This window comes from Mesorhizobium sp. LNJC394B00 (assembly GCF_000502555.1).
In the GTDB taxonomy this organism is placed as follows: Bacteria; Pseudomonadota; Alphaproteobacteria; order Rhizobiales; family Rhizobiaceae; genus Mesorhizobium.
This window is the reverse complement of record NZ_AYWH01000004.1, coordinates 1-13,216: the sequence shown is the minus strand read 5'-3', so window position 1 is coordinate 13,216 and position 13,216 is coordinate 1. Positions and strand designations below refer to the sequence as shown.

25 protein-coding genes and 1 pseudogene are annotated in these 13,216 nt (G+C 61.9%); all 26 read right to left on the bottom strand.

Translation table 11 applies throughout. The annotated features are described in order from the left end of the window. Positions 1-2: 2 nt before the first annotated feature. On the bottom strand, positions 3-392 hold the full coding sequence (gene rpsK / locus X751_RS147955; protein ID WP_006205444.1) for a 30S ribosomal protein S11: 390 nt from the start codon (positions 390-392) through the stop codon (positions 3-5). Positions 393-518: 126 nt separating this feature from the next. Continuing rightward, the gene (gene rpsM, locus X751_RS147960) at positions 519-887 is read right to left on the bottom strand and encodes a 30S ribosomal protein S13 (RefSeq protein ID WP_006205445.1); all 369 of its coding nucleotides are present in this window, start codon (positions 885-887) and stop codon (positions 519-521) included. 211 nt (positions 888-1,098) lie between these two features. Then, entirely contained in the window at positions 1,099-1,707 is a 609-nt protein-coding gene (locus X751_RS147965; protein WP_023745019.1) for an adenylate kinase, read from the bottom strand. Further along, positions 1,704-3,044, bottom strand: a complete 1,341-nt coding sequence (secY, locus tag X751_RS147970; RefSeq protein WP_023672761.1) for a preprotein translocase subunit SecY — start codon at positions 3,042-3,044, stop codon at positions 1,704-1,706. The genes X751_RS147965 and secY overlap by 4 nt, the downstream gene beginning before the upstream one ends. A 257-nt stretch (positions 3,045-3,301) precedes the next feature. Continuing rightward, positions 3,302-3,772 (bottom strand): 50S ribosomal protein L15, encoded by a 471-nt coding sequence (gene rplO / locus X751_RS147975; protein WP_023672760.1) that lies wholly within the window; start codon positions 3,770-3,772, stop codon positions 3,302-3,304. Between the two features lie 22 nt (positions 3,773-3,794). Continuing rightward, positions 3,795-3,992, bottom strand: coding sequence for a 50S ribosomal protein L30 (rpmD, locus tag X751_RS147980; protein ID WP_006205449.1), 198 nt, complete (start codon positions 3,990-3,992; stop codon positions 3,795-3,797). Between the two features lie 24 nt (positions 3,993-4,016). Continuing rightward, the gene (gene rpsE / locus X751_RS147985) at positions 4,017-4,580 is read right to left on the bottom strand and encodes a 30S ribosomal protein S5 (protein ID WP_006333394.1); all 564 of its coding nucleotides are present in this window, start codon (positions 4,578-4,580) and stop codon (positions 4,017-4,019) included. Positions 4,581-4,667: 87 nt separating this feature from the next. Beyond that, positions 4,668-5,027 carry a 50S ribosomal protein L18 gene (gene rplR / locus X751_RS147990; RefSeq protein ID WP_023726810.1) on the bottom strand — a complete coding sequence of 120 codons (360 nt, stop codon included), beginning with the start codon at positions 5,025-5,027 and terminating at the stop codon, positions 4,668-4,670. Between the two features lie 140 nt (positions 5,028-5,167). After that, positions 5,168-5,701, bottom strand: coding sequence for a 50S ribosomal protein L6 (rplF, locus tag X751_RS147995; RefSeq protein ID WP_023682603.1), 534 nt, complete (start codon positions 5,699-5,701; stop codon positions 5,168-5,170). Positions 5,702-5,742: 41 nt separating this feature from the next. Continuing rightward, complete coding sequence (rpsH, locus tag X751_RS148000; protein WP_006205453.1) at positions 5,743-6,141, bottom strand: 30S ribosomal protein S8; 399 nt, start codon at positions 6,139-6,141, stop codon at positions 5,743-5,745. Between the two features lie 12 nt (positions 6,142-6,153). Beyond that, positions 6,154-6,459: a 30S ribosomal protein S14 gene (gene rpsN, locus X751_RS148005; protein WP_010909282.1), complete on the bottom strand. Its 306-nt coding sequence runs from the start codon at positions 6,457-6,459 to the stop codon at positions 6,154-6,156. Positions 6,460-6,486: 27 nt separating this feature from the next. After that, complete coding sequence (gene rplE, locus X751_RS148010) at positions 6,487-7,086, bottom strand: 50S ribosomal protein L5 (protein ID WP_023672755.1); 600 nt, start codon at positions 7,084-7,086, stop codon at positions 6,487-6,489. Beyond that, positions 7,079-7,393, bottom strand: coding sequence for a 50S ribosomal protein L24 (gene rplX / locus X751_RS148015; protein WP_013531428.1), 315 nt, complete (start codon positions 7,391-7,393; stop codon positions 7,079-7,081). Before rplX ends, rplE begins: the two co-directional genes overlap by 8 nt. Before the next feature lie 12 nt (positions 7,394-7,405). Beyond that, the gene (rplN, locus tag X751_RS148020) at positions 7,406-7,774 is read right to left on the bottom strand and encodes a 50S ribosomal protein L14 (RefSeq protein WP_006205457.1); all 369 of its coding nucleotides are present in this window, start codon (positions 7,772-7,774) and stop codon (positions 7,406-7,408) included. Positions 7,775-7,846: 72 nt separating this feature from the next. Further along, positions 7,847-8,086 (bottom strand): 30S ribosomal protein S17, encoded by a 240-nt coding sequence (gene rpsQ, locus X751_RS148025; RefSeq protein ID WP_010909280.1) that lies wholly within the window; start codon positions 8,084-8,086, stop codon positions 7,847-7,849. Positions 8,087-8,097: 11 nt separating this feature from the next. After that, positions 8,098-8,298, bottom strand: coding sequence for a 50S ribosomal protein L29 (gene rpmC, locus X751_RS148030; protein WP_006205459.1), 201 nt, complete (start codon positions 8,296-8,298; stop codon positions 8,098-8,100). A gap of 13 nt (positions 8,299-8,311) precedes the next feature. Further along, on the bottom strand, positions 8,312-8,725 hold the full coding sequence (gene rplP / locus X751_RS148035) for a 50S ribosomal protein L16 (RefSeq protein ID WP_006205460.1): 414 nt from the start codon (positions 8,723-8,725) through the stop codon (positions 8,312-8,314). Between the two features lie 26 nt (positions 8,726-8,751). Beyond that, entirely contained in the window at positions 8,752-9,477 is a 726-nt protein-coding gene (gene rpsC / locus X751_RS148040) for a 30S ribosomal protein S3 (protein WP_023672753.1), read from the bottom strand. Then, positions 9,477-9,866, bottom strand: coding sequence for a 50S ribosomal protein L22 (gene rplV, locus X751_RS148045; protein WP_006205462.1), 390 nt, complete (start codon positions 9,864-9,866; stop codon positions 9,477-9,479). Before rplV ends, rpsC begins: the two co-directional genes overlap by 1 nt. 2 nt (positions 9,867-9,868) lie before the next feature. Beyond that, entirely contained in the window at positions 9,869-10,147 is a 279-nt protein-coding gene (gene rpsS / locus X751_RS148050) for a 30S ribosomal protein S19 (protein ID WP_006205463.1), read from the bottom strand. A gap of 16 nt (positions 10,148-10,163) precedes the next feature. After that, positions 10,164-11,006, bottom strand: a complete 843-nt coding sequence (rplB, locus tag X751_RS148055) for a 50S ribosomal protein L2 (protein ID WP_023745018.1) — start codon at positions 11,004-11,006, stop codon at positions 10,164-10,166. A gap of 22 nt (positions 11,007-11,028) precedes the next feature. Continuing rightward, on the bottom strand, positions 11,029-11,322 hold the full coding sequence (locus X751_RS148060) for a 50S ribosomal protein L23 (RefSeq protein WP_023672751.1): 294 nt from the start codon (positions 11,320-11,322) through the stop codon (positions 11,029-11,031). After that, complete coding sequence (gene rplD / locus X751_RS148065; protein WP_023672750.1) at positions 11,319-11,939, bottom strand: 50S ribosomal protein L4; 621 nt, start codon at positions 11,937-11,939, stop codon at positions 11,319-11,321. Before rplD ends, X751_RS148060 begins: the two co-directional genes overlap by 4 nt. Continuing rightward, positions 11,939-12,667, bottom strand: a complete 729-nt coding sequence (rplC, locus tag X751_RS148070) for a 50S ribosomal protein L3 (protein WP_023691244.1) — start codon at positions 12,665-12,667, stop codon at positions 11,939-11,941. Before rplC ends, rplD begins: the two co-directional genes overlap by 1 nt. Before the next feature lie 61 nt (positions 12,668-12,728). Beyond that, positions 12,729-13,037, bottom strand: coding sequence for a 30S ribosomal protein S10 (gene rpsJ / locus X751_RS148075; RefSeq protein WP_010909272.1), 309 nt, complete (start codon positions 13,035-13,037; stop codon positions 12,729-12,731). 68 nt (positions 13,038-13,105) lie between these two features. Further along, a pseudogene (locus tag X751_RS1000000165705) lies at positions 13,106-13,216 on the bottom strand (elongation factor Tu); the annotation flags it as partial.

The following is a 13,216-nucleotide window of genomic DNA, read 5'->3' as shown; positions in this document are numbered from 1 at the left end:
TCTTAGACGCGGCGCTTCTTACGCGGGCGGCAGCCATTGTGCGGGATCGGCGTCACATCACGGATCGAAGTGATGGTGAAGCCGGCCGCCTGCAGGGCGCGAAGCGCCGATTCACGACCGGAGCCGGGTCCGCAGACCTCGACTTCGAGCATGCGCATGCCGTGTTCCTGGGCCTTCTTGGCGACGTCTTCGGCAGCCATCTGGGCGGCGAACGGGGTCGACTTGCGCGAACCCTTGAAGCCCTGGGCACCGGCCGACGACCAGGCAATGGAATTGCCCTGCGCGTCGGTGATGGTGATCATCGTGTTGTTGAAGGTCGAATTGACGTGGGCAACGCCCGACGAGATGTTCTTGCGTTCGCGACGGCGAACACGAGCGGCTTCCTTGGCCATGATAGTCCTTTCAGTTGATCTCTACACCGCCGTAATGCCAGCGGCTCCACCTTTGAAAGCGAGTAGTGAATAGGGACTAGCGAATAGGGACCCCTACTCGCTAATGGCTACTCGCTATTCGCTCACTTACTTCTTCTTGCCGGCGATCGACTTGGCCGGGCCCTTGCGGGTGCGTGCATTGGTGTGCGTGCGCTGGCCGCGAACCGGCAGCGAACGGCGGTGACGCAGACCGCGGTAGCAGCCGAGGTCCATGAGACGCTTGATGTTCATCGACACTTCGCGGCGCAGGTCGCCTTCGACCTGGTAGTCGCGGTCGATGGTCTCGCGGATCTGCAGCACTTCCGCGTCGGTCAACTGGTTGACGCGGCGCTCGGCCGGGATGCCGACCTTGTCGACGATCTCCTGGGCGAACTTCTTGCCAATGCCGTGAATGTACTGAAGCGCAATGACGACGCGCTTGTTGGTCGGAATGTTGACGCCGGCTATACGAGCCATATTCTTCTCTTCTCCATGTGGGACCGGCCGGCCTTCAAAACAAGGCATGCGCGGCGCTGTTCAAATTACCCCGCGTCCGGTGGAGGCCGGCCCTTGCGGGAGTTCCCTAGTTTCAATGCGGCTGCCTTGCCCTTGCGGACAAGCAAGCCTCATGCCTGATAGGAAGACGGGCCGCCATAACCCAGCGAACCGTTCCAGTCAAGCGCAATCTTTACTTTACCGTAACGGTCTCCCGCGTCACCGCCGCGAGCAGCGCTTCAATCTCCGCCGTCACGGTGTCGACAGGAGCCATGCCGTCGACACTCCTAAGCGAGCGTTTGGCGTAATAATAGCCGATCAGCGGCGCCGTCTTCTTGTAATATTCCCGCAGGCGCTCTTCGAACACCACCGGATTGTCGTCCTTGCGCACCGGCTGTCCGGCGGCCTTGGCGTCGTCGGCGCGCTTGACGATGCGGCCGACCAACGCTTTGTCGTCGACGACGAACTCGATCACGGCATCGAGGGCAATGCCGCGCTCGGCGAGCATCGATTCAACCGCATCAGCCTGCACCAGCGTGCGCGGATATCCGTCGAGGATGAAACCGTTGGTGCAATCGGGCTGGTCGATGCGCTCGGCCACGATCGCGTTGACAATGGCGTCGGAAACCAGCTCGCCGGCATCCATCACCGCCTTGGCGCGCTTGCCGACTTCAGTGCCGGCCTGTACGGCGGCCCGCAGCATGTCGCCCGTCGACAGCTGCGGTATGCCGTATTTTTCTACCAGTCTTTGTGCTTGCGTCCCCTTGCCCGCTCCTGGCGGCCCAAGCAATATCAATCTCATCTGGCCTTCTTCCCCCCGCGCAGCTTCGACTTCTTGATCAGGCCCTCATACTGGTGCGCGATCAGGTGACCCTGGATCTGCGCCACCGTATCGAGGGTTACACTGACCACGATCAGAAGCGATGTGCCACCGAGGTAGAATGGTACGCCAGTCGCCGAAATCAGGAACTCGGGCAGCAGGCACACCAGCACCAGATAGATGGCGCCGACGACGGTGATGCGCGTCAGGACATAGTCGATGTAATCGGCGGTGCGCTCACCCGGACGGTAGCCCGGAATGAACCCGGAATGCTTCTTGAGCTGGTCGGCGGTGTCCTTCGGATTGAACACGATGGCCGTGTAGAAGAAGGCGAAGAACACGATCATTGCCGCATAGAACAGCATGTAGAGCGGCTGGCCGTGGCCGAGCGAAGCGAGCACGGTGCTTGCCCAGGCCGGCAGGTTTGTCGTCTGCGAGAAGCCGGCGACCGTTGCCGGCAGCAAAAGCAGCGACGACGCGAAGATCGGCGGAATGACGCCCGACGTGTTGAGCTTCAGCGGCAGATGCGAGGTGTCGCCCTGGAACATGCGGTTGCCGACCTGGCGCTTCGGATACTGGATCAGCAGGCGGCGCTGCGCGCGCTCGAAGAACACGATCAGCGCGATGACGATGATGGCCAGCACGATGATCGCGAGTATCAGCCCGGTCGATAGGGCGCCGGTGCGGCCGAGCTCCAGCGTGCCGGAGATGGCGCGCGGCAGGCCGGCGACGATGCCGGAGAAAATGATCAGCGAAATGCCGTTGCCGATGCCGCGGGCGGTGATCTGCTCGCCCAGCCACATCAGGAACATGGTGCCGCCAACCAGCGTGACGACGGTCGAGATGCGGAAGAACATGCCGGGATCGTTGACGATGCCGTTGCCGCCTTCCAGGCCCACTGAAATGCCGTAGGCCTGCACCAGCGCCAGGAGTACCGTGCCGTAGCGCGTGTACTGGTTGATGACCTTGCGGCCCTGCTCGCCTTCCTTTTTCAGCGCTTCCAGCGACGGAATGACCGAGGTCATCAGCTGCATGATGATGGAGGCTGAGATGTAAGGCATGATGCCGAGCGCGAAGATCGCCATGCGCTGCACGGCGCCGCCGGCGAACATATTGAACATGCCGAGCACGCCCTTGGCCTGCGAAGAGAAGGCCTGCGCGAATGCATCCGGATTGATGCCGGGCAGCGGGATATAGGTGCCGAGGCGATAGACGAGCAGCGCGCCGACGGTGAACCAGATTCGCTTCTTCAGGTCCTCCGCCTTGGCGAAAGCCGCAAAGTTCAGATTCGAGGCTAGTTGTTCAGCAGCCGAAGCCATGCCTGATTCTCCGCTAGAGCATGATGCCGAAAAGTGTGAAGCGGTTTTCGGACAACGTCATGCGCTACTTCTTTGATTTGTATGTCACGCTCGATGCCCGCAGCTCAGGCGGCGCGTGGCACCGAAGCTCACGAGATAAGCTCCGGGCTCTAAACATGCAAGCGGCCGCGTTGACGCGGCCGCCTAATTGATTGGATCAAAGCGCAATCATGAACAAAAACGGATACCGTTCCTGCCGACCGCGCTTCAAATTGCCGTTACTCCGCTGCCGCTTCCGGCAGCTTGACCGAACCGCCGGCCTTTTCGATCTTCTCGATCGCGGCCTTGGAGGCGCCGGCGACGTCGAAGGCAAGCTTTGCCTTGAGCTCGCCGTCCGAGAGGATGCGCACGCCGTCCTTGACGCGGCGGATGACGCCGGCGGCAACGAGCGCCTCGGCCGTCACGGTCGCCTTGGCGTCAAGCTTCTTGGCATCGAGCGCCGTCTGGATACGAGCCAGCGACACGACGACAAAGCTCTTGGCGAAGATGTTATTGAAGCCACGCTTCGGCAGGCGCCGATAGAGCGGCATCTGGCCGCCCTCGAAGCCGTTGATGGCAACGCCGGAGCGCGCCTTCTGGCCCTTGACGCCGCGACCGCCGGTCTTGCCCGAGCCGGAGCCGATGCCACGGCCGAGACGCTTCTTGGAGTGCGTCGCGCCGTCCTTGTCACGCAGATCGTTGAGTTTCATCTGGGTTCTCCTGCGCTTTTGCTCAGCCCTCGTCCACGACGCGGACGAGATGCTGGACGGCAGCGATCATGCCGCGCACCGAGGGAGTGTCCTCCAGAGTGCGCTGCTTGTGCATCTTGTTGAGGCCGAGGCCGACCAGCGTCGCGCGCTGTTCCTTCGGGCGGCGGATCGGCGAACCGATCTGCTCAACGGTGATGGTCTTGGTTGCTTTCTTGGCCATGGTCAAAATCCCTGGTCAGATCGACTATTCTTCAGCCGCAACGGCGGTGCCGCGGCGGGCCTGAAGGGTCGAATACTTGATGCCGCGTGCAGCAGCCACATCCTTGGGATGCATCTGGCTCTTCAGCGCGTCGAATGTGGCACGAACCATGTTGTAGGGGTTCGACGAACCCATCGACTTGGCGACCACGTCATGCATGCCGAGCGTCTCGAAGACAGCGCGCATCGGGCCGCCGGCGATGATGCCGGTACCCTGCTTGGCAGCGCGCAGCAGCACGCGTCCGGCGCCCCAGCGTCCTTCGACGTCGTGGTGCAGCGTGCGGCCCGAGCGCAGCGGCACGAAAATCATGTCGCGCTTGGCCGACTCAGTTGCCTTGCGGATCGCTTCCGGCACTTCGCGCGCCTTGCCGTGACCGAAGCCGACGCGGCCCTTCTGGTCGCCGACGACGACGAGTGCTGCAAAACCGAAGCGACGGCCGCCCTTGACGACCTTGGCGACGCGGTTGATGTGGACGAGCTTGTCCACCATCCCGTCATCGCGTTCTTCACGATCGCGGCCGCGGCCGCCATCCCTACGTTCCTGTGCCATATCCTGTTCCTTGTTTTTTTCCGGAAGCACGGTTGCTGATAAGATCCGGCACCTCTGTGGGTTGCCGGGGGCGAAGTCTTTTTAGAATTAGAAGCTCAAACCGCCTTCACGGGCAGCCTCGGCCAGCGCCTTGACGCGGCCGTGATAGATGTAGGCGCCGCGGTCGAAGACGACTTCCTTGACGCCGGCCTTGGTGGCGCGCTCGGCGATCAGCTTGCCGATCGCAGCCGCAGCCTCGGTGTCGGCACCGGTCTTGAGCGAACCCTTGATGTCCTTCTCGAGCGTCGATGCAGCCGCGATGGTGTGGCCCTTGGCGTCGTCGATGACCTGCACGTAAATGTTCTTCGACGTGCGGTGGACCGAAAGACGCGGGCGCTCGCCGGCGACCTTCTTGATCTGACGGCGAACGCGGTGCGCGCGGCGCTGGATGGATTCCTTGGTAGCCATGATAGTCTTCCTTGCCTTCAAAAAACGGGGGCCGCCATGTGCGGTAGGCGAAAGCGCCTCCCGCGACCGCTCCCCGCGGCGTTGCACTTCTTTGGCTTGGCCTTTTCCGAAAAGTCTGCAACTTTTCGGGGCCAGGCCTACTACTTCTTCTTGCCTTCCTTGCGGACGATCTTCTCGCCGGCATAGCGGACACCCTTGCCCTTGTAGGGCTCGGGACCGCGATACTCGCGAATCTCGGCGGCAACCTGGCCGACCTGCTGCTTGTCGATGCCGGTCACGGTGATTTCCGTCGGCTTCGGCACAGTGATCGTGATGCCGGCCGGCGTCTCGTAAACGACGTCGTGGCTGAAGCCAAGCGCCAGCTGCAGGTTCTTGCCCTGAAGTGCCGCGCGATAGCCGACGCCGGTGATCTCGAGCTTCTTCTCGAAACCGTCCTTGACGCCCTGCAGGATGTTGACGATCTGCGTGCGCGACATGCCCCACTTGGAGCGGGCGGTCTTGGTCTGGTCGCGCGGCTGGACAGCGATTTCGCTGCCTTCCATCTTGACCAGCACTTCGTCGTTCACCACGAACTTCAGCTCGCCCTTGGGGCCCTTCGCCGTCACGGTCTGGCCGTTGACGGTCGCGGTCACGCCCTGCGGCAGCGAAACGGGTTTCTTTCCAATACGAGACATTTGGTTGTCCTCGTCACTTCTCTTGTTTCAGGTCTGCCGAATTAGAAAATCTGGCAGAGGATTTCGCCGCCGACATTCTGTTCGCGTGCTTCGTGATCGGCCATCACGCCCTTCGGCGTCGAAAGGATGGCGATGCCGAGGCCGTTGGCGACGTGCGGGATCGACTTGGCCGAAACGTAAACGCGGCGGCCAGGCTTCGAGACGCGGGCGATTTCGCGCACGACCGGAGCACCGTCGAAATACTTCAGCTCGATTTCGATTTCGGACTTGCCGTTGTCGAAGTCGGTCTGGCTGTAGTCGCGGATATAGCCTTCAGCCTTCAGCACGTCGAGGACGCGGGTACGCAGGCGCGACGCCGGCGTCGAAACGCTCGACTTCTTACGGCCATACGCGTTGCGGATGCGGGTCAGCATATCGCCGAGAGGATCGCTCAATGACATGTTATGTCCTCCTTACCAGCTCGACTTGACCAGGCCCGGGATCTGGCCGTTATTGCCGAGATCACGAAGCGCGATGCGCGATACTTTGAGCTTGCGATAATAGGCGCGCGGACGGCCGGTAACTTCGCAGCGGTTGCGGATGCGGATCTTGGCCGAGTTGCGCGGCAGGGCAGCAAGCTTCAGCTGAGCGCGGAAACGCTCTTCCATCGGCTTGGACTGGTCCATGATGATCGCCTTGAGCGCTGCGCGCTTGGGACCGTACTGGTCGGCAAGCTTGCGGCGCCTGTTGTTCTTCTCGACTGAGCTGGTCTTTGCCATTTCAGATTTTTCCTTTTCTCGCTGCCGTTACTGGCGGAAGGGGAAGTTGAAGGCCTTGAGCAATGCCCTGGCTTCGTCGTCCGTCTTCGCAGTCGTACAAACGATGACGTCCATGCCCCAGATCTGATCAACCTTGTCGTAGTTGATCTCCGGGAACACGATGTGTTCCTTGATGCCCATGGCGTAGTTGCCACGGCCATCGAAGCTCTTCGGATTCAGTCCGCGAAAGTCGCGGACGCGCGGCAGTGCGATGTTCACGAGACGGTCGAGGAACTCGTACATGCGTTCCTTGCGCAGCGTGACCTTGGCGCCGATCGGCATCTTCTCGCGGACCTTGAAGCCGGCGATCGAATTACGGGCGCGGGTGACGACGGCCTTCTGGCCGGCGATCATCGCCAGGTCTTCGGCCGCGATCGAAGGCTTCTTCGAATCCGCGGTCGCTTCGCCGACGCCCATGTTCAGCACGATCTTGTCGATGCGCGGAACCTGCATCTCGTTCTCGTAGCCGAACTGCTCCTGCAGCGCCTTGCGGATGGTCTCGTTGTAGACCTGCTTGAGGCGCGGCGTGTTCTGGGCCTTGGACTGTTTGCTTTCAGCCTTGGGCTTCGTGGTTTGAGCCTTAGCCATTGATGACTTCTCCCGAGCGCTTGGCGACGCGCACCTTCTTGCCGTCCTTCTGGAAGATGAAGCCGACGCGGGTCGGCTTGCCATCCTTGGGGTCGGCGAGCGCGATGTTCGACAGCTGGATCGGCGCTTCCTTGGTGATGATCCCGCCCTCTTGGGACTGGGACTGCTTCTGGTGACGACGGATCATGTTGACGCCGCGCACCAGCGCGGTGTCTTCCTTCGGCTGAACCGAGAGGACTTCGCCCGAACGGCCCTTGTCCTTGCCGGCCAGCACGACGACCTTGTCGCCTTTTCTAATCTTTTGCATTGGTCCGGCTCCTTACAGCACTTCAGGCGCGAGCGAGATGATCTTCATGTGGTTCTTGGCGCGGAGTTCGCGCGGAACCGGTCCGAAGATACGCGTGCCGATCGGCTCTTTCTTGTTGTCGACGAGAACGGCCGCGTTCTTGTCGAAACGGATCACGCTGCCGTCCGGGCGGCGGATGTCCTTGGCCGTGCGAACCACGACCGCCTTCATCACATCGCCCTTCTTAACGCGGCCGCGCGGAATGGCTTCCTTGATCGACACCACGATGATGTCGCCTACGGAAGCGTATTTCCGCTTCGAGCCGCCCAGCACCTTGATGCACATGACACGACGGGCGCCGGAATTATCCGCGACGTCGAGGTTTGTTTGCATCTGAATCATGACTGGCCGCCTTCTTCTCTTCTAACGGGACGGGCTCAAAGCCCCTCCCCGGTCTGTCCAAAATTCGGTTTGTTACGCCTGGTCCGAAGACACGACGATCCAGCGCTTGTCCTTGGAAATCGGCTTCGATTCCTGGATGAACACCTGATCGCCGACCTTGTGGGCGTTGTTCTCGTCGTGCGCCTTGTACTTCTTGGTCATGCGCACGGTCTTCTTCATCACGGGATGCGTGAAGCGCCGTTCGACCTTGACGACTACCGTCTTCTCGTTCTTGTCGCTGACGACAGTGCCCTGCAGAATGCGCTTTGGCATGATTTTCGTCCTTAAGCCTTCTTGGCCGCGGACTTTTCCGCAGCGATGGTCTTGATACGCGCAATGTCCTTGCGAACCTGCCGCACGCGCGCGGTCTTCTCGAGCTGGCCGGTGGCCTTCTGGAAGCGCAGGTTGAACTGCTCCTTCTTCAGGCTGGCCAGATCGTCGGTCAGCTGGTCCTGGGTCTTCGTCCGGATGTCTTCGGCTTTCATGATCAGCCCGTCCTTATTCTGCGATGCGCTGTACGAAGCGCGTCCTGACCGAGAGCTTGGCCGCGCCGAGACGCAGCGCCTCACGGGCGGTTTCTTCGTTGACGCCGTCGATCTCGAACATGATGCGGCCCGGCTTGACGCGCGCCGCCCAGTAATCGACAGCGCCCTTGCCCTTGCCCATGCGCACTTCGGTCGGCTTCGACGTCACCGGCACATCAGGGAAAATACGGATCCACACGCGGCCGGCACGCTTCATCTCACGAGTGATCGCGCGGCGGGCCGCCTCGATCTCACGCGCGGTGACGCGGTTCGGCTCCAGCGCCTTCAGCCCGAAACCACCGAAATCCAGGTTGGTGCCGCCCTTTGCGGTACCATGGATACGGCCCTTGAACTGCTTGCGGAACTTTGTGCGCTTTGGCTGCAGCATCGTTCTAACTCCAAATTCCTAAATAATCAGGCGTTTTCGCGACGACGACCGCGTTCGCGATCACCACCACCGCCATGCGCAGCATCACCCTCGGTCGCGCGACGCTCCGAAGCCATCGGATCGTGCTCGAGGATTTCGCCCTTGAACACCCAGACCTTGACGCCGCAGATGCCGTAAGCCGTATGCGCTTCGGCCGTGCCATAGTCGACATCGGCGCGCAGCGTATGCAGCGGCACGCGGCCTTCGCGGTACCATTCCATGCGTGCAATCTCGGCGCCGCCGAGACGGCCGGCGCAGTTGATGCGGATGCCTTCGGCGCCCAGGCGCATGGCCGACTGAACGGCGCGCTTCATGGCGCGGCGGAACGCGATACGACGCTCGAGCTGCTGGGCGATCGACTGGGCGACCAGGGTCGCGTCGATTTCCGGCTTGCGCACTTCAACGATGTTCAAGTGCGTCTCGGACTTCGTCATCTCCATCAGCTTCTTGCGAAGCTTCTCGATGTCGGCGCCCTTCTTGCCGATGATCAGACCCGGACGCGCCGCATGGATGGTGACGCGGCACTTCTTGTGCGGACGCTCGATCACGACCTTGGAGATCGCAGCCTGCTTGAGTTCCTTCTCAAGATACTTGCGGATCTTGATGTCCTCATGCAGCAGCTTGCCGTACTCGCCGGTGTTCGCGAACCAGCGCGAATCCCAGGTGCGGTTGATGCCGAGGCGCAGACCGATCGGATTGACTTTCTGACCCATTATGCGGCCTCCCCTTTTTCTTCGACTTCACGAACGACGATCGTGAGGTGCGAGAACGGCTTCTCGATACGGCTGGCGCGACCGCGGCCACGAGCATGGAACCGCTTCATGACGATCGACTTGCCGACATAGGCTTCCGCCACGATCAGCGCATCGACGTCGAGGTCGTGGTTGTTTTCCGCGTTGGCGATCGCCGATTCCAGCGTCTTCTTGACCGTGCCGGAAATCCGCTTGGCCGAGAATTCGAGGTCGGAAAGCGCTGTCGCGACCTTCTTGCCGCGGATCAGCGCGGCAACCAGGTTCAGCTTCTGCGGGCTGATACGGATCGTGCGCAGAACGGCGCGCGCTTCGTTGTCAGCAAGCCTGCGCGGAGCTTTGGCCTTGCCCATGATTATTTCCTCTTCGCCTTCTTATCCGCGCCGTGACCGTAATAGGTCCGGGTCGGAGCGAATTCACCGAACTTGTGACCGACCATGTCCTCGTTCACCGAGACGGGAACATGCTTCTGGCCGTTGTAGACACCGAAGGTGAAGCCGACGAACTGCGGCAGGATGGTGGAGCGACGGCTCCACATCTTGATCACCTCATTGCGACCACCTTCACGAACCTTGTCCACCTTCTTGAGAAGGTAGCCGTCGATGAAGGGGCCTTTCCAAATAGAACGAGTCACTTGGCGTTACCTCTTCTTAGCTCTTGCGCTGATGGCGCGAGCGCAGGATGAACTTGTCGGTCGNGTCGGTCGCCTTGTTGGACCGCGTCTTCTTGCCCTTGGTCGGCTTGCCCCACGGGCTGACCGGATGACGGCCACCGGAGGTGCGGCCTTCACCACCGCCATGCGGATGGTCGACCGGGTTCATGGTCACGCCGCGATTGTGCGGGCGCTTGCCGCGCCAGACCGTGCGGCCGGCCTTGCCGTCGTTGATGTTGCCGTGGTCGGGGTTCGACACGGCGCCGACGGTGGCCATGCAGGAGCCGTGAACGACACGCTGCTCGCCCGAATTGAGGCGCAGGATCGCCATGCCCTGGTCGCGACCGACCAGCTGGCCGTAGCCACCCGCCGAGCGGGCAACCTGGGCGCCCTTGCCCGGCTTCAGCTCGATGTTGTGGACGATCGTGCCGACCGGCATCGAGGCCAGCGGCATCGCATTGCCCGGCTTCACGTCGACCGATTCGCCGGCCACGATCTTATCGCCGGCGGCAAGGCGCTGCGGAGCGATGATGTAGGACAGCTCGCCATCGTCATACTTGATCAGCGCGATGAAGGCGGTGCGGTTCGGATCGTATTCAATGCGCTCGACCGTGCCGACGACGTCGAACTTGCGGCGCTTGAAGTCGATGATGCGGTACGAACGCTTGTGACCGCCGCCGATGAAGCGGGCCGTGATGCGGCCGTGATTGTTGCGGCCGCCCGACTTGGTCAGGCCTTCGGTCAGGCCCTTGACGGGCTTGCCCTTGTAGAGGCCCGAGCGGTCGACGATGACCAGCTGGCGGGTGCTCGGCGTTACCGGGTTGAATTTTTTAAGTGCCATGTTTCTGTCCTCGCGGCCTAGCTCAGAGACCCGTCGCGACGTCGATCGACTGGCCGTCGGCCAGCGTCACGATCGCCTTCTTGACGTCGCTCTGGCGGCCGATCGTGCCGCGGAAGCGCTTGATCTTGCCCTTGCGGACAAGCGTGTTCACGGCCGTAACCTTGACGCCAAACAGCGCTTCGACAGCAGCCTTGATTTCCGGCTTCGACGCCTTCTTGGCGACGTTGAAAACAACCTGGTTGTTCTCGGAAGCCATGGTCGACTTTTCGGTGATCGCCGGCGAGACGATCACGTCGTAATGACGGAGGTCGGTCATTTAAAGCGCTCCTCGAGAGCCTCGACGGCGGCCTTCGAAAGGACCAGCGTGCCGCGGCGCAGAATGTCGTAGACGTTGATGCCCTGGATGGGCAGCACGTCGATGTTCGGGATGTTGGTCGCCGCCAGCTTGAAGTTCTGGTCAAGCTCGGCACCGCCGATCACCAAGGCGTTGGTCAGGCCCAGCGTCGCGAAATTCGCGATCAGCGCCTTCGTCTTGGCCTCGGTCAGCTTCAGCTCGTCGATGATGATGATCGACGCGCTCTTGGCCTTGGCCGAGAGAGCATGCCGCAAGCCCAGAGCGCGCACCTTCTTCGGCAGATCGTGCTCGTGGCTGCGAACGACCGGGCCGTGGGCCTTGCCGCCGCCGCGGAACTGCGGAGCGCGTGCCGAATGGTGACGGGCGCGGCCCGTACCCTTCTGCTTGTACATCTTGGCGCCGGTGCGCGCGATTTCGGCGCGGCCCTTGGCCTTGTGCGTGCCCTGCTGGCGCTTGGCCAGCTGCCAGCGCACGACGCGCTGCAGGATGTCCTCGCGCGGATCAAGGCCGAAAATCTCCTCGGAGAGTTTCACCTTGCCGGCGTCCTTGCCGCCAAGCGTTGTGATCTTGAGATCCATTATTCTGCTCCCTCTGCGGCCGGAGCCTCGTTCGTGGCAGCGCTCGCTGCAGCAACCGGGCGGATCGCGGCAGGCTTCGGCGCATTGGCCGGCAGTGCCACCTTGGCCGCATCGCGGACCAGGATCCAGGCGCCCTTCGATCCGGGAACCGCACCGCGGATCAGGATCAGGCCGCGATCGGCGTCGGTCGAAACGATCTCGACATTCTGTGTGGTGACGCGGGTGTCGCCCATGTGGCCAGCCATATGCTTGCCCTTGAACACTTTGCCCGGATCCTGACGCTGGCCGGTCGAACCGTGCGTACGGTGCGAAACCGAGTTACCGTGCGTCGCGCGGCCACCACCCATGTGATGGCGCTTGATGACGCCCTGGAAACCCTTGCCGATCGTCGTGCCCGTCACATCGACCTTCTGGCCGGCGACGAAGTGCTCGACGGTGATCTCGGCGCCGACATCGATCATGTTGTCGGCGGAGACGCGGAACTCGGCGACCTTCGCCTTCGGCTCGACGGAAGCGGTCGCGAAATGGCCGCGCATCGCCTTCGACGTGTTCTTCACCTTGGCAAGGCCAACGCCGAGCTGGACGGCCGTATAGCCGTTCTTCTCCTGCGTGCGCTGAGCCACGACCTGGCAGTTCTCCATCTGGAGAACGGTGACGGGAACATGTTCCCCGGCATCATTATAGATGCGGGTCATTCCCACCTTCTTTGCAATCACACCTGAACGCATCGGTTCAATTCCTTTAGAGTTCCGGGCCAGGGGCACCGCCCCTTACCGCGCTCTCATTCCCTTAGAGCTTGATCTCGACGTCGACACCGGCGGCCAGATCGAGCTTCATCAAAGCATCGACCGTCTGCGGGGTCGGATCGACGATGTCGAGCAGACGCTTGTGCGTGCGCATCTCGAACTGCTCGCGGCTCTTCTTGTCGACGTGAGGCGACCGGTTGACCGTGAACTTTTCGATCCGCGTCGGCAGCGGAATGGGGCCGCGGACGTTTGCTCCGGTGCGCTTGGCCGTCGACACGATTTCTTTCGTCGAGGCGTCGAGCACGCGGTGATCAAACGCCTTCAGGCGGATGCGGATATTCTGTCCGTTCATGCGTCACTTCCTTGTTCTGGCGCGGCGCGGGCAAATCCTGCGCCCGCGACAGATCGGTTAAGTCCAAATTACTCTTTGATGGTGACGACGATGCCGGCACCGACGGTACGGCCGCCTTCACGGATGGCGAAGCGCAGCTTCTCTTCCATGGCGATCGGCACGATCAGCTCGACATCGAC